This is a genomic window from Candidatus Bathyarchaeia archaeon, assembly GCA_041447175.1.
GTDB lineage: Archaea > Thermoproteota > Bathyarchaeia > Bathyarchaeales > Bathycorpusculaceae > JADGNF01.
Map to the genome: position 1 here is coordinate 1,865,407 of CP166960.1, position 22,797 is coordinate 1,888,203.

At 49.1% G+C, this 22,797-nt stretch carries 19 protein-coding genes; 7 read left to right on the top strand and 12 right to left on the bottom strand.

The annotated features are described in order from the left end of the window. Window positions 1–11: 11 nt before the first annotated feature. Together ACBZ72_09795 and ACBZ72_09800 are read left to right on the top strand one after the other, a co-directional pair. The gene (locus tag ACBZ72_09795) at window positions 12–1,763 is read left to right on the top strand and encodes a glutamate--tRNA ligase (protein XES76463.1); all 1,752 of its coding nucleotides are present in this window, start codon (window positions 12–14) and stop codon (window positions 1,761–1,763) included. Between the two features lie 13 nt (window positions 1,764–1,776). Next, a complete protein-coding gene (locus ACBZ72_09800) occupies window positions 1,777–2,082 on the top strand; it encodes a signal recognition particle subunit SRP19/SEC65 family protein (protein XES76464.1) in 306 nt (101 codons plus the stop codon). A 164-nt stretch (window positions 2,083–2,246) separates the two neighbouring features. On the opposite strand, the gene ACBZ72_09805 is transcribed toward ACBZ72_09800, so the two are convergent. The 5 genes from ACBZ72_09805 to ACBZ72_09825 all read right to left on the bottom strand — a co-directional run bounded on the left by ACBZ72_09805 (window position 2,247) and on the right by ACBZ72_09825 (window position 10,418). After that, a complete protein-coding gene (locus tag ACBZ72_09805; protein XES76465.1) occupies window positions 2,247–2,648 on the bottom strand; it encodes a 30S ribosomal protein S8e in 402 nt (133 codons plus the stop codon). Between the two features lie 76 nt (window positions 2,649–2,724). Continuing rightward, on the bottom strand, window positions 2,725–3,381 hold the full coding sequence (gene scpB, locus ACBZ72_09810; GenBank protein XES76466.1) for an SMC-Scp complex subunit ScpB: 657 nt from the start codon (window positions 3,379–3,381) through the stop codon (window positions 2,725–2,727). Next, the gene (locus ACBZ72_09815; GenBank protein ID XES76467.1) at window positions 3,347–4,054 is read right to left on the bottom strand and encodes a hypothetical protein; all 708 of its coding nucleotides are present in this window, start codon (window positions 4,052–4,054) and stop codon (window positions 3,347–3,349) included. Before ACBZ72_09815 ends, scpB begins: the two co-directional genes overlap by 35 nt. Next, the gene (locus tag ACBZ72_09820; protein ID XES76468.1) at window positions 4,051–7,599 is read right to left on the bottom strand and encodes an AAA family ATPase; all 3,549 of its coding nucleotides are present in this window, start codon (window positions 7,597–7,599) and stop codon (window positions 4,051–4,053) included. Before ACBZ72_09820 ends, ACBZ72_09815 begins: the two co-directional genes overlap by 4 nt. A 209-nt stretch (window positions 7,600–7,808) precedes the next feature. Next, complete coding sequence (locus ACBZ72_09825; GenBank protein XES76469.1) at window positions 7,809–10,418, bottom strand: hypothetical protein; 2,610 nt, start codon at window positions 10,416–10,418, stop codon at window positions 7,809–7,811. Between the two features lie 210 nt (window positions 10,419–10,628). Here ACBZ72_09825 and ACBZ72_09830 point away from each other — a divergent pair, with 210 nt between their 5' ends. Further along, window positions 10,629–10,844, top strand: coding sequence for a hypothetical protein (locus tag ACBZ72_09830; GenBank protein XES76470.1), 216 nt, complete (start codon window positions 10,629–10,631; stop codon window positions 10,842–10,844). A gap of 70 nt (window positions 10,845–10,914) precedes the next feature. On the opposite strand, the gene ACBZ72_09835 is transcribed toward ACBZ72_09830, so the two are convergent. The 4 genes from ACBZ72_09835 to ACBZ72_09850 all read right to left on the bottom strand — a co-directional run bounded on the left by ACBZ72_09835 (window position 10,915) and on the right by ACBZ72_09850 (window position 13,977). Next, the gene (locus tag ACBZ72_09835) at window positions 10,915–11,256 is read right to left on the bottom strand and encodes a hypothetical protein (protein ID XES76471.1); all 342 of its coding nucleotides are present in this window, start codon (window positions 11,254–11,256) and stop codon (window positions 10,915–10,917) included. A gap of 360 nt (window positions 11,257–11,616) precedes the next feature. Then, a complete protein-coding gene (locus tag ACBZ72_09840; GenBank protein ID XES76472.1) occupies window positions 11,617–11,835 on the bottom strand; it encodes a hypothetical protein in 219 nt (72 codons plus the stop codon). A gap of 159 nt (window positions 11,836–11,994) precedes the next feature. Then, complete coding sequence (locus tag ACBZ72_09845; protein ID XES76473.1) at window positions 11,995–13,224, bottom strand: 4Fe-4S binding protein; 1,230 nt, start codon at window positions 13,222–13,224, stop codon at window positions 11,995–11,997. Window positions 13,225–13,272: 48 nt separating this feature from the next. Next, entirely contained in the window at window positions 13,273–13,977 is a 705-nt protein-coding gene (locus ACBZ72_09850) for a hypothetical protein (protein ID XES76474.1), read from the bottom strand. Between the two features lie 81 nt (window positions 13,978–14,058). On the opposite strand from ACBZ72_09850, the gene ACBZ72_09855 reads away from it, so the two are divergent. Beyond that, window positions 14,059–14,706, top strand: coding sequence for a hypothetical protein (locus ACBZ72_09855; GenBank protein ID XES76475.1), 648 nt, complete (start codon window positions 14,059–14,061; stop codon window positions 14,704–14,706). A gap of 313 nt (window positions 14,707–15,019) precedes the next feature. Here the strand turns inward: ACBZ72_09855 and ACBZ72_09860 are convergent, their stop codons facing one another. After that, a complete protein-coding gene (locus ACBZ72_09860) occupies window positions 15,020–15,301 on the bottom strand; it encodes a hypothetical protein (GenBank protein ID XES76476.1) in 282 nt (93 codons plus the stop codon). 67 nt (window positions 15,302–15,368) lie between these two features. Beyond that, complete coding sequence (locus ACBZ72_09865; GenBank protein ID XES76477.1) at window positions 15,369–16,715, bottom strand: RsmB/NOP family class I SAM-dependent RNA methyltransferase; 1,347 nt, start codon at window positions 16,713–16,715, stop codon at window positions 15,369–15,371. Between the two features lie 160 nt (window positions 16,716–16,875). Here ACBZ72_09865 and ACBZ72_09870 point away from each other — a divergent pair, with 160 nt between their 5' ends. Further along, window positions 16,876–17,688, top strand: coding sequence for an SDR family NAD(P)-dependent oxidoreductase (locus tag ACBZ72_09870; GenBank protein ID XES76478.1), 813 nt, complete (start codon window positions 16,876–16,878; stop codon window positions 17,686–17,688). Window positions 17,689–17,748: 60 nt separating this feature from the next. Here the strand turns inward: ACBZ72_09870 and ACBZ72_09875 are convergent, their stop codons facing one another. Continuing rightward, the gene (locus ACBZ72_09875; GenBank protein ID XES76479.1) at window positions 17,749–19,449 is read right to left on the bottom strand and encodes an alkaline phosphatase; all 1,701 of its coding nucleotides are present in this window, start codon (window positions 19,447–19,449) and stop codon (window positions 17,749–17,751) included. Between the two features lie 259 nt (window positions 19,450–19,708). On the opposite strand from ACBZ72_09875, the gene ACBZ72_09880 reads away from it, so the two are divergent. Both ACBZ72_09880 and ACBZ72_09885 read left to right on the top strand, forming a co-directional pair. Continuing rightward, window positions 19,709–19,996 (top strand): PRC-barrel domain-containing protein, encoded by a 288-nt coding sequence (locus ACBZ72_09880; GenBank protein XES76480.1) that lies wholly within the window; start codon window positions 19,709–19,711, stop codon window positions 19,994–19,996. 125 nt (window positions 19,997–20,121) lie between these two features. Further along, window positions 20,122–22,797: a DNA-directed DNA polymerase I gene (locus ACBZ72_09885; protein XES76481.1), complete on the top strand. Its 2,676-nt coding sequence runs from the start codon at window positions 20,122–20,124 to the stop codon at window positions 22,795–22,797.

Below are 22,797 nucleotides of genomic sequence, written 5' to 3' on the forward strand. Positions count from 1 at the left end.
CGAAAACCGTTATGCTAAAAGACAACATCGAATTAAGGGAACTTATCCGCAAAACTGCCCTGCTCAACGCCGTACAGCATGGAGGCAAAGCCCAAGCGGGTCCGATTGTGGGGAAACTTTTGGGCGAAAAAGCTGAACTACGCAGCCAAGCCAAAGAGCTCACCGCCGTAATCAACGAGGTCTTAGCCGAGGTTAACAGCCTGCCGGTGGAGGAGCAGAAGCGCATTGTAGCAGAGAAGTGGCCTCAGACCAAGGAGAAAAAGAAGGCTGAGGAAGAGAAGCATCTGCCGCCGCTACCTAACGCAGATAAGTATGAGCATGTGGTAACGCGGTTTTCGCCCAACCCCGACTGCGTGCTGCATTTGGGTTCTGCAAGAGCCATCGTTTTAAGCCACGAGTACGCCCGCATCTACAAAGGCAAATTCGTTCTGCGCTTTGAAGATACGGACCCGAAGGTGAAAAAGTCCAGCTTGGAGTTTTATGGCAAAATCCGCGAAGACCTTGCATGGCTAGGATGCGTCGGCGATGAAGAGTACATTCAAAGTGACCGCGTACCCATCTACTATGAGTATGCAGAGAAGCTTCTGGCAGGAGGCAACGCGTACGTTTGCACTTGTGTTCCTGACGAATTCAGGGAGAAAACCATCCAGCAACAACCCTGTCCCTGCCGTAGCCTACCGCCTGAGGAGCAGTTGAAGCGTTGGAACTGCATGTTGGACGGGACCTACGCGGAGGGAGAAGCTGTGATGCGGGTGAAAACTGACCTGAACCACCCCAACCCCGCTGTAAGAGACTGGCCTGCCCTTAGGGTCATTGATACGCAGACGCATCCACATCCCCGAGTGGGCAGCAAATACCGCGTCTGGCCCCTCTACAACATGGCAGCAGGGTTAGACGACCATCTGCTGGGCATAACACACATTATCCGAGGCAAGGAGCACCTGACCAATGGGGTCCGGCAGAAGTTCATGTACAAATATCTGGGCTGGGAGTACCCCCAAGAAACCCATTATGGTAGACTCAAAATCACAGGGGCGTTCCTAAGCAAATCAAAGATTATTCAGGGCATAAAGGACAAAGAATTCACAGGCTTTGATGACCCGCGGCTTGCAACCTTTGCTGCCCTAAGAAAACGGGGCATTACGCCTGAAGCGGTCAAGAGGATGATTATTGATGTTGGACCCAAAACTGCCGACGTTACGTTAAGCTGGGAGAACCTGTACGCGTATAACCGCAAAATCCTTGACCCCCAATGCGACCGTTACTTCTTCGTGGCTGAACCCGTCAAGCTCAAAGTGAAAAATCTGCCGAAGGCGTTTGATGTGAAGCTTTTGTTGCATCCGGAGCACCCCGAAAAAGGCGTCCGCCAACACACCATAACCCCAACCGGCAAAGACAGCGCCGCAGAGTTGTGGATAACCAAAAAAGACGCCGCAAACATGACGCAGGGCAAAGTGGTCAGGCTTATGGAGTTGTTCAACGTTCAAATCGAAAACGCAACGCCCGATTGTGTGGAAGCGGTTTTCTTAAGTGAATCCTACGAACAAGTCCGCAAAGCCAAAGCTCAACTTATCCATTGGATAGCGGTCGGTCAAGAGTTCCCCTGCATTGTAGTGATGCCTGACGCGTCAAAGGTTGAAGGCGTTACGGAGGATTATTGCGAAAAGTTAAAGCCAGACACTACAGTACAGTTTGAGCGATTCGGATTCGTGCGTGTGGACGCCGTAGCGGGCACGTTGACAGCGTATTATGCGCACAAGTAACTGAGGGAAGCCGATGCGTAAACAGAAAAAAGTCATAATCTGGCCGGTATATTTTGATGCGGGAAAAACCCGAATGAAGGGACGCCGCGTCGCCAAAGACTTAGCGGTGCCTTCGCCAAAAGTTGCCGAAATTGAAGAAGCTGCTCTACAACTTCGCTTGGACCCTGAGCTGGTTCCCAACAAAGGCTACCCCAAGACCCCTTGGAACAGGGCAGGCATGGTACTGGTGGAAAAAGACGGCTCCAAAGAACAAGTCATCAACCGCCTTGCCCAGCAGGTACTGAAAACCCGAAACGAAACCCCCAAACAAAAGCGCTAGCTTCTTCTTTTCTTCTATCTTGTTTTGTCTCGTTTCTGCTAACCTATTTGGATGCTATTAGAAAATCGATGCAGAACCTATAGAGGGGTAGAGGTCTGTCAGGACATAGCTGACCTACCAAAAGGCGAAAAAGACCAACGGATTTAAAATGGAAAAGAGGCGGTTTAGGCTTTTGCTTCTTTGCCGCCGATGAGAATGGCGTTTATTATGCCATCGTTGCCTGGGCGGCTGGTCACTTTTGCCATGCCTAAACTGGTTTCGATTTCGGCGCCTTTGGTGATGACGCCTCTGCGGTTGTAATCTACGTTAGCGGGGTTACGCACAACACGCAGTATCTGCGTTTTTTCTGTTTTGCCGCTTTTCACGTCGGTGACGGAAGCGTATTTTTCAGCCAAGACTTTCAGTTTCTTGTTTCCGCCATAACCGCGGCTGATTTTGCGTTTTGGTTCGCCAAGGATGGTTTCCGCTGCAAATTTGCCGTGTTCAAACTTGCGTTTTATGCGACAAATCCGTTTTCTGCCGCCAGTGAGCTTCTTCTTGTGTAAATTTCCATGCCAAACGGACATTTCAGTTTCCCTTTTTGACTGTTAAGTTCGAGTATTCCTCTAAGAACAGCGGTTTTAAATATAAACGTATCCGTTGCTAAGTTTGCCGTTCATCCTTTAAAGCGTCCCCAAATATGCGTTTAAGCTCCCGCTTCATAGAAGCAGTGTCTTGAGTTAACCCAAAATAGTCCGAAAAGTAATCCGTAGTCTTAAGCACAATGCTGCGTCCGTTGCGTTCAGGCGCCACCAACCCCATGTCCTTAAGCATTTTGATGTGCCCATACGCGTGTTGACCCCGCACTTCAATGACACGTTTAGAAGTAATCGGCTGACGATAAGCAATGTAGCTAAGCGTCTTTAGCGGACCCGAAGACAGCAACGGACGATTCACCAACTTCTTCACCAGCGGCGTAAACTCAGCCTTCACCTGCATCACATACCGCTCATCCTTAAGCCGCAAAATCTCCATTGACGTATTGCGAGAAGCATACTCAACCCGAAGGTCCTCCATAAGCGTCTCCGTTTTCTTCTTTGACCGCGTCGTAATAACCGAGCAAAGCTCGTTAAGGTCTAAAGGTCGCCCCGCAACATACAAGGCAGCTTCAAGCATAACCAAATTATGCTTCCGACGCTCCTCTGGATCCACGGTTTGCTGCGGTTCCTTAGGTTTAGCCTCCGAAGCCTCAGCTTCAGCCTGCTGCACTTTCACTTCAATGTCATCAGAGGTCTGGTTTGCCGCTTGGTTGTTTTGCAACTTTCAAATTCCCCACTGCTATGTATATTTCCTCTGTTTCTTCATCCTGCCACAAACGCACCAGCCCGTCCTGCGCAAGAAACAGCAAAAGAATGAACGTGCGGACAGCTTCAATTCGAGGCACCCCCCTGATTAAGTTAGAAAACTGGATAATACCCGCGCCTTTGACGAGCTCCAACAAGTGCGCGTACAGCTTATCCATCTGCGTTTCAAGCTCAGCCATGAATTTGTCAAACTGCGGCATCAAATCCGAAGCCTGTGGAAGAACAGGTTGAGCCACCACTCGGTCAATGTTGGGCAGTTTTTCTCCTTTGAGCACTTCATCAAGCACGTCAAGCAAATGCTGAATTGTTGTGGAGGTTAATTCGTGGCGCAACGGCAAAAACAAGGGCGGCGGAACAAAATCTTTGGAGACCTTGGGTGGCGCGGGAGGCTCCTGCAAAGTCAACAGAAGCTTAGATTTCATCAAGTAAATAAGTGCGGAAGAGTCTAACGCGACCCCTGAGGCGCGAAAATCAATTTTTCCCATATGCTCCATTTCGGAAAGAAACTGCCGCAGCAAGAAAGCGATGTTTATGCTCCAAGGGGTAAGCTTATCCAGCCGGCTAATGTCGAAGAGTATGTTGATTGGGGGACGCAGGTAGAAGGGTTTTCTTGGGGTTTTCTCGGTCAACGGGCTGCCTCCATAAACTTTGCGGACAAAACGGCTGAAACACCGTTACGTTCATAGACACCGTAAACTTTCTGGGCTTTGTTCACCATTTCAGGCTTAAGGGTAACCACAATGAACTGGGTCTTGTCGGACTCCTCCAAGAAGAGTTCCCCAAGCTTGGTGGTGTGAAAAGCATCCAAGTGAGCATCCACCTCGTCAAACACGTAGAAGGAGGCAGGGGAAAACTCTTTGATTGCAAAAATGAATGCAACCGCCGAAACTGAACGTTCCCCACCGCTGGCACCACTTACGACGATGCTGGGTTTGTTGGGGAACTGCACAATCATGTCTATACCACCGACAAACGGGTCATCGGGTTTTTCCAGCTTGAGCGAAGCGTTTCCGCCGCCTGTGAGCTTATCAAAAAACTTTGTGAGGTTGGTGTTGATTTTGGCAAATGCATCCAAGAACACTTTGCGTTTCTTGGCTTCAATCTGGTCCATAAACTGCACGATTGCCTGTTTTTCCCGCTCCAACTCGTTTAGCCGCATCGACAACTCGCGGTATCTGGAGATTTGTTCGTCATAGTGAGCCAGAGCCAACTGGTTTACAGCACCGATTCGGTCTAACTCAAACCGCATCATCTGAATGGTTGTCTGGGCTTCCTCGACTTGTTTCTGGGTTGACTCCAACGGCGCATCATAGTTAAGCTGCCGAAGCTGGTTTTGGTACTGGGTAAGCTGCAACCGCGAAGTCTGGACACTAAGCTGCAGTTGATTAAAAAGCTGTTCCGCCTGCTCATACTCTGTATCCAAAGAACGCAGCTCAGCGTCGATAGAGTCAATCTGGGAGGTAAACTTCTTTGAGTCCTCCTTGGCGGAAAGAACAGCCTGCGAAAGCTCCACACGGTTCTTGTCAAGCTCATCCAACTCCTGCTTTAACGTTTCCCGCTCTTGGCTTGCTTCAGCAACTTCTTTTTCCACCCGCCGCTGCTGCTGTTCCAGCTTTGAAATTTGGATTTTGCTGTTCTGATAGCCCACCCGCAGCACATTGTCAAACTGGGACTGACAGGTGGACAGTTCGGTTTGGATGGAGCCAAGTTTTTGCCGCAGGGTGTTCATTTCTTCGCCGATGGTTTCTCGCTTCACCTCCAGCTCCTGAATGTGCCCCACATCGGTTTTGCGACGAAACTCAACTAATTCAACTTGGAGCTTTCCGATGCCTCTTTTGATGGCGTCGCGCTCCACTTTGAACAGGTTCATGCGACCTTTTTCCACTTCAATTTCTTTCTCAATGCGTCCGCGGAATTTCTCGACGCGACGCAGGCTGATTTGGTTGCGTTTGACGCTGCGTTTAACGCGGATTATTTCCCTGTCCAAGGTGGCTATGACTTCGGAGAGGCGGGTGATTTCGATGCGGGAACGGGTGATTTCCTCTTCAAACGAGGCGATGTCGTTTCCCCGCTGGGTCAAGTGTGTTTGAAGGGCTTTGACGGCTTCATCTAGGCTTTTGATGGCGTTTTCGCTGGGGATAATCTTGGAGAAATCAAGAGGCGCACGATAATAGCCGCCTTCAAAAGCTCCAGGCTCATAAAGGTCCCCATTCACCGTGACGGCACGGTACCCTTGCGTGGATAGCGCGAACCCGGTTTTGTCGTCTGCAACCACCACCGTGTCGCCAAACACAAAGTTAGCGGCTGCCAAGTGCTCTTTATCGCACTTCACAAACCCCGAAGCAACCCCGATTACGCCTGAACGGGTAGGCGCTTGAAGCTCCTTCGGGTTAGAGGCACTTTGCAGGGGGATTATTTTGATTCTGCCCAGCTTCATTCGGCGCAGCGTTTCAGTGCAGGTGAAAGCGGAGTCTATGTCTTTGACCACTAAAGCATCCATCCACCCCGTGGACGCGGCGTCCAACGCCTTCTTGAAGCTCTTGTCAATTTTAATTAAGTTTCGAAGGCGACCATAAACGCCCACAATAACGCCCAAGTCACCCAACTCTTCAATGCTGCGAAGGGCTTTTTCTTCCGCCGCCACCGTTTCAGCAAGCTCCCGCTGAGTCGCAAACTCGATAACCGCTTCCTTGGCAGAGTTAGCAATTTTGCCCGCTTCGGTGATTTCCCGCTCCGCCGCCTCCTTTTGTCCCAGCCGTTTCTCGATGGTTTTCTCCAGATTTTTAAGCTGAAGCTTCTGCTCCTTCTGGACACTGTCCAGTTCAGAGAGAGATTTCTCCACTTCAGCCAAAGTGGCGGTGAAGCGTTCTTTGCGCGCGCTTAACTCACGAAGCCGACCGGAACTGGCTTTGATGAAGGTTTTTCCTTTGGTAAACTCCGAACGCAAAAACGCCAACCGTTTGTTGTGGTTTTCAATTTGTTGTTCGATGTCGCGGGTTTTCTGGCTGTTTTCTCCCAAGTTAGCCCACAACTGAGATGTTTCCTGCGCCAAAGCTTCATGCTCAGCGGATTTCTCGTTAATTTGCGTTTGCAGACCTTCAAAGTCAACGCGGTATTTTCGGATGCTAAGACGGTTCTGCTGGATTTCGCTGCGTATGTTCTGGTACTGCTGCAGGTTGTTTTCTTTTACTTTCGTAAGGCTTTCTATGCTGGCTTGCCCAGAACTTACCTTACTGTTGAGTTCGGTTAATTGAGATTTCAACTCGCCGATGCGAATCTGCACCTTCATCACCTGCGAGCCGCCGTCTTCAACGATTTCGCTGCTGAGCCGCCGCCATTCGCCTTCCACTTCGCGGCGTTTGGTTCGAGAAGCTTCACGGAGTTCTTTGAGTTTGTCGGCTTTGGTTTTGGCTTTTTCTGCTTGAACGGTGGCTTCTTCGACTTTTTTGGTTAGTTGGATGATTTCGTGGCTGATTTTGATGGCTTCAAACTTTTTAATTTCTTGGTGAATGAAGTTGGAGCGCTGCAGCTGGTTACGTTCGCGTTCGAGGTCGTCTAGCCGTTTCTGCACTTCGTCGATTCTGCCCATGGCGGTTCGGATGGCGATGTCGGCGGTTCGCAGTTTCTCTTCTGCGCCTGCTTTCTCCGCATCGTACTGCCCGATGCCGACAAGGTCTTCGATGATTTTGCGTCGCTCCAGCGAGGTTAAGTCGGTTAAGCGTGTGATGGTGCCTTGGGGGATGATGTTTTGGCTGGCGCTGCTGACGCCTGCAACCGACAAAATCTCCAAGATATGTTGGCGGCTTATGCGTCTGCCGTTGAGTCTGTAGACGCTTTGTCCGTTGCGGTAGACTTCCCTGCCGATGGTTACTGTTGTTGTGTCTACGGGCATGATGCCGTCGGAGTTGTCAAATTGGATGAGAACTTTTGCCATGCGAGATTTTTCTAAATGGGCTTTTTCGCTGCCGTGAAAGATGAGTTTGGAAGCGTTCTCGGCGCGGAGCCTGCGGGTGCTGAGTTCGCCGAGGCTGAAAAGCAAGGAGTCCATGATGTTGGTTTTGCCGCTTCCGTTGGGTCCAGTGATTGCTGTGAAGCCCTTATCTAGGTTTACTTTAACGGTTTGCGGTCCGAATGACTTGAAGCCTTTCAACTCAATTCGTTTAATGTAGGGCATTCACATTGCGCTCTCTATGTCTGTGGAAGCGTTGCAACTTGTTAGTTAAACAATTCCATTGAATTCTTATAAAAGCTTATTCAATATGCTAGTTTATGAGTGTTTAAGGAGAATCTGCTTCCTGCTTTTGCTTGCAAGTAAAGTTCATTAGACAAATTCTCGGCAAAACCACAAAGCCAAAAAAAGAGAAAAGGGAGGCTTGAGTTGATTTATTTGCGTTTTCTGATAGCAAGCGCCGTTGCCACTGTAACAATCACAATAACTACTACACCGATTGCGATGTATGTGGCGGTAGGCGCTGCGCTTGTGGGTGGCTGTTCGGCTTGGGTTGGTAGAGGCGACTGCGTTGCCATCGGTGAAGGGGTAACTTGAGGCGACGTAGTTGACGCATCTGACGGAGGCGTAGAGGCAACAACTGCAACTGAAGCTAAACAAACGCCTAAAGCACATTCGGCTGACGATGCCCAGTAAGATTCGGACCCCTCAAAGCTTGCCTTAATCGTATATGCCCCTTCCACGGGCGGAGTCCAAAGGGTCTTGAACAAACCAGCTGCATCGCTTGTGACTATGCCGATATCGTGTGAGTTGCTGTTAGAGTCTATGGCTGTTAAATGCACTTCGACACCTGTAGCGTTGTCTGGTTTTTGTTTCTGCATGTTGAGGTACTCCATCCAGCTTGACATGCTTTCGTCAGATATTGCGGGTGTGTCTGGCTGAGCTGGGGACAGGTCCGTCACGGTTCCTGATATCAGAACAGGCTGACCTTTAGGAACCAAAGTCTGCGGCGCCGTCACTGTAACAGCAGTCTTCCCTTTGCCAAAACAATAAAGCTGATTATCGTATCCATTAACAGCCAGAAGGTATCCGTCTGCTCCAACCGCCGAACCCGCCTGCCACCAGCCGTAGATGCTCCAAAGCAGGTCGCCTGTTTCCCCGTCAATTGCATACATTTCTGACCCTCGGAAGAGAGGTTGCAGGTGAGTGTGTCCGCCGGTAGCGTAGATTTTCAGCCCACCCGTTCCAGACGCGCCGCCTAAGAAGCCTGCGCTGAGCAGTGGCCATTGCCCATAGTTGGTTTCGGTTCCGCTACTGCCCGTGTTGAAATCCCAAAGAAACGCCCCATTGGTCAGGTTTAAGCAGTGCACTGCGCCGTCCATGCCTACCTGATAGATTCTTCCATAAGCAGCAAACAAGGTTCGGAATGCTCCGTACATTGCAAAAGCGTTGGCTGTTGAGTTGATTGGACCCCAAAGTTGTTCTCCAGTGTAAATTGAGTAGCCTATCCAACTCATCGTTTCACCTATGTAGTCGGTGTATATGCCGTCAGCCATTGGTGCAGTTGAGAAGGGTAAACTGGGTTGCGCGGTTCGGTTTAGTGGACCCCAAAGCACGTTGCCTGCAGTTGATGGGTCTACGCTTACGCCCATGTCTTGGGCTATGTATAAGCCGTTTTCAGATATCTTTGCTCTTAGAATTGCAACTTCACCGTTAACTCGGTAAATACTGGGGTTCCCAGCCATCTCGGGCACAGTTACATTCCATTGTATTCCTTTGGTCCAGTCTAATGTTTGTCCTTGGGGTGGACGCCAGAGCCAATAGTTGTTGCCCGACCAGAGGTTAGGCATGTTTGCCCAGATTGCCAAACTCGAGTTCCACATCGCAAACCAGTGTCCTTGGTTGCTGAAGAAGTACGCGAGCATGCTGCCGTCCTGTGCAAATTCAATGGTGCCACGTGTTGACGCGTTGGCTAGGTCCAGAATCCAGTTGCCCGTGTAAGCATCGTAAAGGGTGTAGGTGGTTCCCGACGTTGACCACAAGTAAGGGATGCCTCCAAACTGGTTAGGGGATATGTAGTTGTAAACTTGACCATAGTTTATGGTGATGTTCTGGTACCAGATTTCTTCTCCTGTACGGATGTCAACGCAGTAGGTTCCGTAGTTAGGTTTAGCTCCGGGGGGTGTCGTGTAGTAAAGTCTGCCCTGAATTATCACAGGTGGCGCGAAGGCTTGCTCATATGACATTCCGTTATAGTAGCTGCCTACTCCGCCGTCAATCGATTGGTCGCCGCCGATTATTCCTCCAAACATTTCAAGGGGCTGCTTCCAGACTATGTGGGCGCTGCCAGGTCCGGTTGTGTAGGGATTGAAACCGCCTCCTTTGTAGTAGTAGCCTTGGCTTTGGTTGTATCCGTTGGGTGAATACCAGTTCCCCGAGATTGTCCACCACTCTCTGTTTTGTCCTTCTATTGGGCGCTCCCAGTAACCTGTTGGAAGAGGGGTACTGGGTATGTCGGCTACTGGTTCTTGCTGAACTCGAAGTGCCACGATGCTGCTTGTGCTTGGCTTGTAGACATCGCCTATTGATGCTAAACCGGTGGTTCCGCCGGGCTGGGGGTTCTCGTTGGTGATTGTATAGCCCGGAAAGCTTGCTTGGAAGTAGTAGGTGCCAACTGCGTCGGGCGTGAAAGAAGTGTACCCGTTTCCAACAGGGTCAGAGATTACTGGCCCTATTGCCTGTGTGGTACCGTCGGGCTTGGTGACTTCCACTGTGAAAGGCCATCGGTCGCCGTATGCACCAACTGCAGTGGGGGGCACGTAGTTAAGCCAAAAGACCACCCAAGTAGTTTGACCGACTCCAACGACGTCAGGTGAAACAACTGCATACGTCCATGTGTCAAAGGTCCATTCAGGCGTGTGTGCTACAGTTGCTGAAGGAATTGCCGCTAAAGGCGAGAGAATCAACAGAAAAAGCAACAACGTCGCCAGCCTCGAATGATTGGACTTAATCGAATCCTTTGCAGATTTGTCTAACATTTTCATCCTCATCTCTCCATAATTTGCAAATTTTAAGTTTTATCACAGTCACTATTTAACACTTTCCAAAAAACAGCTATCAAACATTAACAAAAAACCAACAGAAAATTAACCAAGTGAACAAACGGTAACCAAGCCTTGATAGAGAACACTGAGACAACAGGAAAATAATTAATACTCCGCTGTGAAAGTTGTTTTTAAAAAGGTGGCGACCAAATGAGCTTTTTCAAGTTAGGCATGGACAGCATCCAAGAGTTTTTGGTACTTGCCCTAATGTTAGTCTTCATCTTCGCCGTTATGTACTCAGGCATGGACTGGACATACAAAATAGGCATCGGAGCATTAGTGCTCACGCTAGTTTTCGTGTCAAGCTTAGCCAACCAAGCCATAAAGCAGCAACGGGAAGAAGAAAAGAAAAGACTACACCAATAAACACCAAAGCATCAAATTGCTTACAGAGCAAAACACACTGATTGCGCACGGAGGAGTAAGCAAACAGAACCTAAAAATGCAGGTCCTGTTGAACCGACCGCAAATCCTGAAGGGTTCGGTCAAGGTTCTTCTTGAGGCCACCCAAGTAAAGGTACTGTTTTCGAACCCCCTTCTGAACAAGCCCTGCAGCCAGAAAACCAGCCCCCACAATTTCTCCTACAGGCGACGGGTCAGGAAACATTATGCAGGCTACCCCAATTTTTATCAACCGAGATTTGTTGCCTTCCAGCCACAGCTTTTTGGCATCCGCCACGACCTGTTTAGTGCCCCTTACCGCAAAGAAGAGGTCTTTTCCGCTTTCGCTTAACTCGTTTGCAGCTTGTACGGTAGTTTTGGCTTGTTCCATGCTCATAAAATAACCATCCATGTTTAGAAGGGGGTTTGGGTGAAAAATACTTTCTCAGAATAAAGAGCACCAGCTCGGGGTTATTGCCAAAAAAGAAACGACAAAATTAGGTCAGAACTCGAAACTTCGTCGCACTGGATAGAGCCAGCTTGAAACGTATTTGTCAATTACTCAGCCCCTAAACAGGAACAAAAAACGCGGAACAGAATTCTTGTCAAAAAAATATTCATCAAAAAACCCTTAAAGGATACAAAGCTCAACCTTCACGGGGTACGAAATGCAAAAAAAGGGTGCATAGGCGCTCCTTGCGGCTCTGGCTTTTTCGTTGCTGGTGCGTGTTTTGCCCAGTGACAATTAACATGCAGATTACGTCAACTTAGGGACAACAAACTTTGCTCCCTTCTTAGGTGAGCCAAACGTCCAAGCCGAACCTGACAACACAAAGCCAACAATCAATGCATCATCAACTCCGTCGCCCACGCAATCACCATCCGACTCTTCCCCTACACCAAACGCACCTGCGGAGTCATCAGCACCGCCAACCTTGACTCCACCGACCTCAACCACAGAACAACAACAATCCACCGTCCCTACCCAAACACCAGAATTTATCCCCGCCGTAACTGCCACCCCAAACCCAACGCGGGATTTGTACCTGAAGAAATCTTCGCCGTAATCGCAGGTTTCGCCGTGTTAATCGCCACTTTATCCGCTGTTGTGGTTGTACTGCTGCGAAAAAAATAGTTATCTTTCGGGGTTTGCAGGCTCCAGCCAGTTCCGCGACTTGAAAACATCTTTGCCCCCCACCTGAAGCGTCAAAGCATCTTTTTGCGGGCACATCTCTACACAACGCAGGCAAAGCATGCAGCGGGATTCCGTTACGTCGCCACCCTTCTTTTCATACATTTGGGTGGCTTGGGTGGGACAGACACGTTTGCATATGCCGCATTTGGTGCATTTTTCTTCGTTTTTGTGCAGTTTGGTTAGGGCAATTTGCTTAAACGGCGTAAACGTACTAAAAAGCGCTGTCAAGGCGCCTAAGGGGCAGATGCGGCACCAGAACCGCCGGTACGCCAAGGACAAGATGGTTACGATTATGAGGACGGCTAGGTTTATGGAGGTTATGTAAAAGCCGCTTATCCAGAAGGGACCATAGGTTATTTGGGAAACGTAGTCAAAGTTCATGCTGCCCACGGCGCATTCCGCCAGCACACATAGGGGACGCATGGGGCAAACCAAGCAGAAGGGCTCGTTGATTCTGCCCACGATGCCTGCTTCGGTGCCTAAAGGTCCGCCCGGCGTGGTTCCGGGGATGAGCTGGGTGCCGAAGATGGCTTGGGAGCCGAAAATGACGCTTAAAATCAGAAAAACAGCGATGATGATGTATCGGAGTTGCCCAAGTTGCGTGTTGTTTTTCTCCGAGAGGGTCAGGTGTCGGCGGCGGAAGAGTTTTCGAACATGAGTAAGCAGGTCCATGTATAAACCGAAGGGACACAGCCACCCACAGAAGAACCGCCCCAACACAAGCGACATGACTATGAGCAAGCCGAAAACGATGGCTAATTTCTCCAAACCCGACGTAGAGTAAAACACCGCATAGCCACGTTGGAAATCCCAGAACGGGAAAATATAGGCTTGAATTTGCCAGAGAGGGCAGGTTACGGTTCGCCCGTTAGAGTAGTAGCATGCAAGGATGGGAACGGAGAGCCCGTCGGGAAACTGGTTGCCAAAGAATTCTGTGCCGATTAAGCGGTCGCGCGGTGAAGGACCCAGAGGCGCCCAAAGGGGCATATTGAAGGGACCTAAAAGCAACCCCATGAAAACTGCAATGACTGCAGCGGTTTGGATGAAGAGGCGAAGGTTGCTGACGTTTTTGGTTTTGTTTTTTGTCAGCCGTAAAATACCAACAACGCCAATGACCACTACTGCCACAAAGGCAAGCACGATGATGATGTCAGAGGTTGCAGGGGGCATGTTGGTTTTTCCTTAGCGGTATGAATTGGAGAATGTTGGTTTATTAGCTTATCCAATAGCCACCTCAGCGGGCTGCTTTTTCCAAGGACGGTATACCGCGACACCTAAAACCACCACCACCGCAACCAGAACTGCCGTTGTTATGGCTACAGAATGTTGCTGGTAAAACGGTTGGTCTGAAGCGTCGGCGTTGCCAAATGAGGATGGTAAACGGAAACAGATTACGCTGACAGCACAGTTGCTGGGTGCGTCGGTTACGGTTACAGTTTGGTCAGGCGAAAGTGTCCAGCCTTCGTTTTCGCCAAAAAAGTCTTCGTTGAAGGTGACGCCCCATTCGCCGCCCGTGAGGTCCAAACCGAAGTTAAAAGTTTGAGTGCCCTGCCCAGTAACCGTATAGGTTAAAGATGCACCTCTAAGGGTGGAGTCTGAGGATGCCGTGTCGAAAGTTTCGCATGTTAAAATTGTGACCTCAGAATTAACAGCAGAGACTTTTAGTTGTTCGACAATTCGGGAACTGTTTAAGCTCAGGTTTGTAAAAAGCCAAACGCCGTTTTCCAAGGTTGCTTGCGTGTAGGTGCCGTTTGTACCAAAGCGGATGGCTCCGTTTTGCTGGGGTATGCCGAAATTGTCTGCGGTTGTGAGGTTTTTTGGTGTTTGTGCAGAAGCAGGGGTACATGTGCATGCCAAGAGAACCGTGAGGATTAGTAAGAGGGGGGTGATGCTGGATGAGAGGTAAGGGTTGTTGGGTGCCATCAAATTTAGCCAACGTCTCGCTAGAACCTATAAGCAGTCAAGCTTTAACCTTTTTGTAATTCCAATTTTCAAGGACGCCAAATGCCTTCAGGGTTGATTGACAAGGCTTTTAAGGGATTGCGGCAGTTGAAGAAACATCCTGAGGAACTAACTGTGAAGATGCGCATACTGAAGTTAACTCCTGAATTTCTCATGGAAAGGCTGCAAGGAAAAAACATAGCCTTAACTGCTAACATTCCAAGCGATACAGAACTGTTAGACATAAAATATGACCTCTTCACAAAACAAGTCACAGCAGTAATCAGAAGCGACAGCTTTGAAGACACCCCAGAAGCCTACCCGATTCCTGAATTTAACTTGACGTATTCAGCAAGCCCTCAACAATCACCGTCGTCTCCGCCTGCACCTTCACCTCAACCAGCACTGACTCCAAAACCCTTAGTGCCCGAGACAAAAACAGCACCGGCAGTAAAACCGGAACCTGAGCCTGAACCAGCCCCTCAAAAACGCGCCGCGCCCCCCGCGCTGGATACCAGCATGACCGAAGAGGAATTTACCGATGAGCAGCGAAAGTTGTTGAACTTTTCAGTTGATGGAGACTTTGTGGTTGTAAAGCCAGTCAGGTTCTTGAAGGGAGAATGGGAAGACATTAACGATGTGGTGCGCAGTTTGGGCGGCAGATGGGTGAAAGGCGACATCATCAGCTACTGGGAAATCCCCAAACTCTAACATCGACGCCTATTTTTTGAGCATTTTAAAGAATGAAAAGCTGTAGGGTGTCAAGGCTCCTTGGGGGAAGTGTTGCATTCGGGGCAGAGGTTTAACCGTGACACCCTAAGCTGAACTTACATGGGGTTCCTGCTTACATAATGATTGTTGCGAAGGGCGATTCGCATATTTGCAAAATCCAGTTAAACACCCAAAACAGAAGATAGGACAACAAGGGTTTGGATTTCACACTAAATCTGGCAAAACATGAATCGCGATGCTTCACAGGTTATCTCAAAACAAAAGTTTCAAACGTTTCCAATAAAACAGTCCCTCAGTTTTCTTCGTTTAGAATAAGCTCAGCCTCGGGCTGAGAGTTCGTGCAACTGGTTTGGGCGATTTCAGCTTGTTCCTCATCAGCGTAGTATTTTTTGAGCCACCGATAGACGCTGTCCAGAATCAGCAACGCAACATTTGCCACTGCCACACCAATCAACGCGAAAACTGCCAAGAAAACAAAATAGTTGTTCAGGGGGTTAGTTAATGACCCATAGTATACACCTGCAGCGGCACCTACTAAGGAAAACATGAACATCCACGTTTTAGGGTTCTCCAAACCAATCGCCTCTACCGCATAGATAGCACGCAGCTACTTTTCTGTTTCTCATAAATCGACTCGGCACTTATTTCTTCTGCATCTTTGCAATAAAGAACCCATTGCTGTGGTGAATATGGGGGTAAAGCCGCTGGCACCTGTCAAAACCTCGCAAGCCAGGCAACCCCATCTTTGGCGTTATCTCCACTAACTCAAAGTTGGGGTATCGTTGCAGAAAACGCTCTACGATTTCCTCGTTTTCTTCCACAGTTACGCTGCAGGTGGAGTACATCAAAAATCCACCTTGCCTGACTTTGGAGGCGCAGTTGTTAATCATCATCCACTGGATATCCGCCATTTTTTGGATGCTTTTTGGAGAAAGCCGCCATTTAGCTGCGGGAAGCTTGGCAAAAACGCCTGTGCTGGAGCAAGGCGGGTCTAAAACCACAACGTCGGCTTCAACCTCCAAAGGCAACGGGGAACGCGCATCCGCCATTATGGGCTGAGCAATGTTTACCCACATCCGCCCCACTTCTTGCCGCCAAGTCTTAATCCGCCGCTTTGAATAATCAACCGAGTAGATGGTGCCTTGGTTTTGCATGATTTGAGCCAGATAGGTAGTCTTTGCTCCAGGAGCAGCGCAGACATCCAGCACGGTGTCGTTGGGTTTGGGGTTAGCGGCTTCGGTGGCAAAGCAACTGGCTTTGTCTTGGATGTAAAAGAACCCCAACCGGTAACTGTCCAACCGGTTAAGCGGACGCTTAGAACTTTGCACCCTGTAGGTGTGGGTTAAAGGTTCCACTTTCTTTAGCTTGACACCTTCTGCTTCGAGTTTCTGCACGATTTCCTCTTGAGTGGCACGTAGAGTGCTGAGGCGTATGCAAGTTTCAGGAGGCGAAAGGTTCCCGTCTAAAAACGCCTTGGCTTCGGTTTTGCCAAAGAGGTCAAAGCAGTACTTGACAAACCAAGTCGGATGAAAAGTTTGCAAGGCAACTTTCTCTTCGTCTTCCGCTGCTTCGAAGAGAGGCTCTATTTTCTGGGTCAAGAGAAAACCAAGGTAGAGTTCAACTTCACGCAGGGTTTCCCACCCCAAAATGGCGCGTCCCAGCTTGGCGATGTGTTCGGCTTCTTTGAGGTCAAAGCCGCCCCAGTTTCGGGCGACGCGGGTCTGGTAAACGTACAGCCTGAGAAATGCGTGGATGCCAACGGTGAATTCGTCAAGGGTTTTTGGTTTTAGGGTGTTGTTGAGGAATTTGTCGATGAGGTTTCGGCGACGTTCGGTTTCCACCACCAAGCCGTAGCCTAAACGGACTGCGTCGGGGTCGCGGATGCCCAGTTGTTTCACAGTTGTGGCTAGAGCCATGTGTTCGCTGAGTTTTTTGAGTTCTATCCAGCTGAGGGTTTCGATGGCGATGGACCAAGCGTCTTTTAGCAAGTTAATACACGCAGGTTAGAGACGCGGTGCCCCTAATAAGAATATGACGCTGCAAACTGTTTCGTTTAGAGGACCGATTATGCTCGGCAGAAAACTATTCCAGCAGGATTCACCATAATTAATACATTAAACTCAAAAGCCGATTTGGCGGTTTTAATCGATGCAAAGAAGCAAAAACAAAGAACGGATGCCTTTGGCAAAGCTGGTTTCACTGTCGGGAAAAACAGCGCTGATTACGGGAGCAGCTTCAGGCATAGGGAAAGCAATAGCCTACAGGTTTGCGGAGGCAGGCGCAGACTTGCAGCTTGTCGACGTTAACGAAGAGAAACTGCAGGCTTGCTGTGGGGAGCTTTCGAAATTTAACGTGAAAATAAACGCACACAATGTTGACCTCTGCAAAAAATCAGATATAGAACGGTTATGGAGGCACCTTGCGGGAAAGGAACCAGACATTCTGGTTAACAATGCGGGAATTTATCCAATGAAGGATTTTTTGGAGCTTGACGAAGCCTTTGTGAAGAAGGTGATGGACATTAACTTGAACTCGGTTTTGTGGATGTGCCAATGCATGATTAAGACGCGGATGAAACGCGGGGGAGTAATAGTCAACGTAGCCTCGGTTGAGGCAGTTATGCCGTTCAAAGAAGACCTGGTGCCATACGGCTTAAGCAAAGTCGGCGTCATAACCCTCACCAGAGCGCTGGCTGCAGAGTATGGCAGAAAAGGGTTCAGGATAAACGTTTTAGTGCCAGGCGGAATTCTGACGCCGGGAACAAAAAATGTTGCCAAGGAAATTCTCAAATTTAATGTTGGCATAATCCAGTCAGGGTTAGAGTACCGACAAAGATTGCCTATGGGAAGACTTGGCGACCCGGATGAGATAGCGCGTGTGGCTCTGGTTTTGGCATGTGACTTGTCAAGTTATATGCAGGGAGCGCTTGTTGCGGTTGACGGTGGATTCCTCTCTGCGTAGGTACTCGTACAGAAAAGTTCAGTCGAAATGGATAAAGAAAATTGAGGGAAGGTTGCCTGCTTAGGCAAGCAGGTCAATTACTTCTTGTGGGATGAAGAACTCATCTATCTGTGAAGAGTAGACGACGAGTCCGTCAAGGTTGTAGGTTTGCACTTGGTTTCCGTGTGAAACCGTCATGATGTCTTTGCTTGCAGGCAGAGTTGCGGTGACGCCGCCGTTTGTTCGGATTTCAAGAACGGGGTTTGCTGGGTCGTTCATATTGAAGGTCAGTTGAGATGCGGAGTAGACGTCAGAGGCTTTAACGTATAGAGTTTCCTGTGCCGCGGTGAAGTCCAGACCAAGAGCGTCAGAGGCAAGGTATGCTAGTTCGGTGTTGTCGAAGTGCCCAACTGGGGTGTTGCCGTCTGTTGAGTAAGCCCAGAGAGGAACGTCAGAGCCGTCGTGTCCGTGGGTGGTCCAGCCGAAGGCTGTGTAGGCTTCGCAGATGTATTCTGAAATTGAGTAGTAGTCAGTCAGGTCCATGGCTGCGATGTCGTCGTCGGTTATTTCAAGACCCCACCATTCTTGGAAGATTGCCTTGATTTCTGCGTTGTCAGTTACGCCGTCGAGTTTGGTTACTAAGCCTTGAGAGGTAATTTGCATGCCTTTGAGGGGGTTTACGACGTCTTCAACGGTTAGTTTGGTGTAGCTGTGGCCGATTGCGTTGGTGTCTTGGTAGTAGCTGCCTATGGTCATGCCGCCAGTGTTGTGGTCGGGGAATGCCAGGACAAGTGTGTTTCCATCTTGCAGGGCAAAGTTAAGGGCAACGCCGACTGCATCGTCAAAGGCGAGGAAGTCAGTTGCAGCATAAATTGGGTCGTTTGCGTGGTTTGCCCAGTCAACTTGGCTGCCTTCAACCATCAGGAAGAAACCGTTTCTGTTTGCGGACAACAGTTGGATTGCTTGCGAGGTCATTTCGGCTAGTGAAGGTTCTGTTGGAGCGAATTCTGCGCGGTCAATGTCCGGCTGCATGGCATCTGAAGCGAACATGCCCCAGGCTCTTCCGCTGATTAGAGATGTCATGGTTTCTTTGCTGTCCACGAACATGTAACCGCGGTCCATGAGTGTCTGGTAAAGGTTGTCGCCGTCAGTGCGTGAGCCAGTCCAGGTGTCTCCAAAGCTTGTGGTGTAAGTTGTACCTGATGGGAATAGTTTGCTAGCGCCTCCACCGAAGACCACGTCGACTTCGTTGTAGACCATCTGTTCGATGATGTCGTTTTCGTCGCCTCGGTTATAGTTGTGAGATGCGTAAGCGGCGGGGGTTGCGTGGCTTATTGTGCTTGTGGCAATTAAGCCAGTGGATTTACCAGCCAGTTTTGCTGCCTCTAGGATTGTGGCTAAAGGCGCATAGGGGTCCGCGTCAGGGGTGTATCCTGTGAGAAGGTCATTTGTTTTTGGTCCTACGCCAATGAATTTGTCACTTGACTTGTGACCTGACGAAAAGGCTGTGGCTGCTGGCGCGGAGTCAGTAATTACGGAGTCAGTCATGAATGTGGAAACGGAGCCAGTGGCTATTCCATCAACATTCAACGCTGAACCTTTGTACCAGCGTGCAACGGTCTGAGTGCCCAAAGAGCAACCGTCAGGAACCAAAACGATTACGTTCTTGATGGATTGGTCAGGTGTAGTTTGGGTTGTTGAAAAAGCTGGAAGTGCAAGTGATGAAACGGTCATAACTGCAACCAGCATAGCAACAATCACGATTTTGTGTTTATTTTCCATTAAATTTTTCCCCACTTCTGTTGACTTAGAATCTCAAGACCCAAGTCAAATCAAAAGTCGGCTGAAAAGCGAATTATAAGTTCTCGACATAGACTATAGGGGGACAAAATAGTTACGAAACAGTATATTGTTTATATAGAAAAAGCAAAAAACGAGCCGCCATAACCCACGAAACAGCCGGGACACGCATTGTTGTTTCCATTCAGAAACAAGGAACATATTTATGTAAGCCCAAAGTTAACTAAATAACAGTGTTTAAATGATAAATTTTGAAAGCCTAATGGGACTAAAAGTCATCACTTCACAAGCTTTTACGTTGGGCGTTGTTAAAGGAGCGCAAGTTGACAAGGAAACTTGGAAAATAACTCACCTCAAAGTGAAACTGGAGGAGGAAGCGGCAAACAAGTTGGGAGTGAAGAAAAGATTCCGAAGCTCCATCGTCTGCCTAGCGGTTGAGAGTGTTAAAGCAGTAGGGGATTTTATATCCATAGGCAAGTCTCTTGACGAATTGAAGGCATCAAACGAAATCATCGAGTGTGAAGAGTAACAAGACTCCGTAGGAAGCCCCCTTTTAGCCTAAATGGCGAGCGCAGTATATCTTTACGGAAGCTTATTAATGAGCCATTAAGGATTATAGGTTAATTGTCTCTTACAAAATTCAAGGTTAATTAGATGCCCCAGAAAAACCTCTTTGACTTCAGTCCACCACCAAAAAAGCCTGTTGCTCAACCCCAGAAAGCGGAAGCCCCGCCGCCTCAACCAAAAGAACATGAGAAAAAACAACACACGCCCCATGTTTATCCTCCTGTAGCCCCCCAAGACCTGCCAGCGTCCTATTTTGTTTCGGCAACCTATGATGGGCGACAAAAAAAGGCGGTCATCAAGCTTTACGAGCCAGAGTCAGGTAAAATCTACTTTTGGTATGACAACACGGGGCATAAGCCGTACTGCCTCACTAACCTGTCGCAAGCTGAACTGCAGAAAATGCCGCGGGTTGTAAAACATGAAGGCTTTGACCACAGCGAATCCATTGAGCTTTTTGACCCGTTGGCTGATAAGAAAACGGTTGTCACTAAAATAGTCACCAACGACCCTTTAGCTGTCGGAGGCAAACCTCAAGGCAGCATACGCGACATCATACCCGAAGACTACCCCAAAAACGCACCCATAGAACCCAAAGTCTGGGAAGCAAAAATAAAGTACTACCAAAGCTACATCTACGACACCCGATATTTACCAGGCATGATTTTTGAAGTCAAAAACGGCAACTTGGTTCCGTGTGTTTTAGATGAAGCGGAGAAAACCATCAGCAACCTCAAGGCGCTCTTCAAAAACGCAACGGATGAGGAATTGGAGTTTGTCGAGGAGTGGGCAAGGCTTATCGAGTATCCTGCCCCCAAGTTTAGGCGGGCAGCCATCGACATCGAAGTGTACGCGCCCTTAAGCACCAGAGTACCTGACTCGCGGGAAGCTGTTTATCCTGTGGTTTGCTGCAGCATCTACAGCTCCGACGGCCAAGAAAAGGTGTTGGTTCTCAGACGCCAAGGGGTAGAAGAAGGCAGCTACCCGATGCCAGAGGGGTCAATTGAGTATTTTGATACTGAAAAAGACTTGCTTACTGCGGTTTTTGACATCTTGTGGGATTACCCGTTTGTGCTAACGTTTAACGGGGACGACTTTGACCTCCGTTATCTGTCGCATCGAGCCGCTAACCTTGGCTTCAGAAAACAAGATGTTCCGATAGAAATCGGCAGACGCGTATGCCTACTCAGAACCGGCATTCACATAGACCTCTACAAGTTCTTCTTCAACCGAGCCATCCAAATTTACGCTTTTGGCAACCGTTACCGCGACGTAACCCTCAACGACGTCGGCAAAGGCGTCTTGGGTCTGGAAAAAATCAAAAACGAGAAAACCATCGGCGAGCTCAGCTACACGGAGTTAGCGGGGTATTGTCTGCGGGACAGCGAAATCACCTACAAACTAACCAGTTTCGAAGACGAACTTGCCATGAAGCTTATCCTGGTGCTCACCCGCATCAGCAGCATGCCCATGGAAGACGTCAGCCGCCAGGGGGTTTCGCGTTGGATTCGCAACTTCATGCACCGCGAACATCGCCACCGAAAAATGCTCATCCCCAACTCGGAAGACATCCTCGCCAAGAAAGGCAAAACCTCCACCACCGCAGTAATTAAAGGCAAGAAATACCAAGGCGCCATAGTTGTTGAGCCCGTGCCTGGAGTGCACTTTAACGTTGCGGTTATGGACTTTCCCAGCCTGTACCCTTCCATCATGAAGGTCTGGAATCTGGGGTACCAGTCAATTCTGTGTCCGCATCCTGAATGCAAAACCAACATGGTGCCCAACACGCCGCATTGGGTCTGCACCAAAGAACGCGCACTTGAAAGCCTGCTTATAGGTAGCCTGCGAGACCTAAGGGTCAGCTGGTACAAGTCCCGAGCTAAAGACAAAACGCTTCCTCCAGAGCAGCGGAACTGGTATGGTGTCGCTCAAGGCGCCCTCAAAGTCATTCTAAACGCCAGCTATGGCGTTTTCGGAGCGGAAAGCTTTGACCTTTACTGCCCACCCGTCGCGGAAGCCACCGCAGCAATCGGCAGACACAGCATCAACCAAATCCTTGACCACGCAAAACAAGTAGGCATCCAAGTGCTCTACGGAGACACCGACAGCGTTTTCCTCAAAAACCCCACAAAAGAGCAGATTGAAGACGTGGTGCACTTCACCGAGCATGAGCTGAAAATGGGTATAGACGTAGACAAAACCTACCGCTACGCAGTTTTCAGCAGCCGTAAGAAAAACTATTTGGGCGTGTTGGAAGATGGCACCGTGGATGTAAAGGGCTTAACGGGCAAAAAGAAACACATCCCAATTTTCATTAAAGACGCGTTTAACCAGATGAAGGCACGCCTCGCACAAGTCAAAAACCCCGCCGACTTCGAGCGCGCCAAAAAAGACATCACCGACATCGTTCGCAACCGATACATGACCCTAAAACGGCGCGAATGGAAAGACATGAACGACCTCGCGTTCAACGTGGTTCTGGGCGAAGAGCTACATCACTATACCAAAACGACGCCTCAACATGTGAAGGCGGCAAAGGTCCTGCAGGCAAGCGGAGTGGAACTTCGAGCGGGAGACCTCATAAGCTTCGTGAAAACCGTCCGCGGCGATCACGTCAAACCCATACAGTTGGCAACCCGAAACGAAGTGGACGTTGAAAAGTACGTTGCGTATTTACACAACACGTTTGACCAAGTTTTGGATGCATTGGGTTTAAACTTCGACGAAATCATTGGACTGACAAAGTTGGAGAGGTTCCTTGCATAA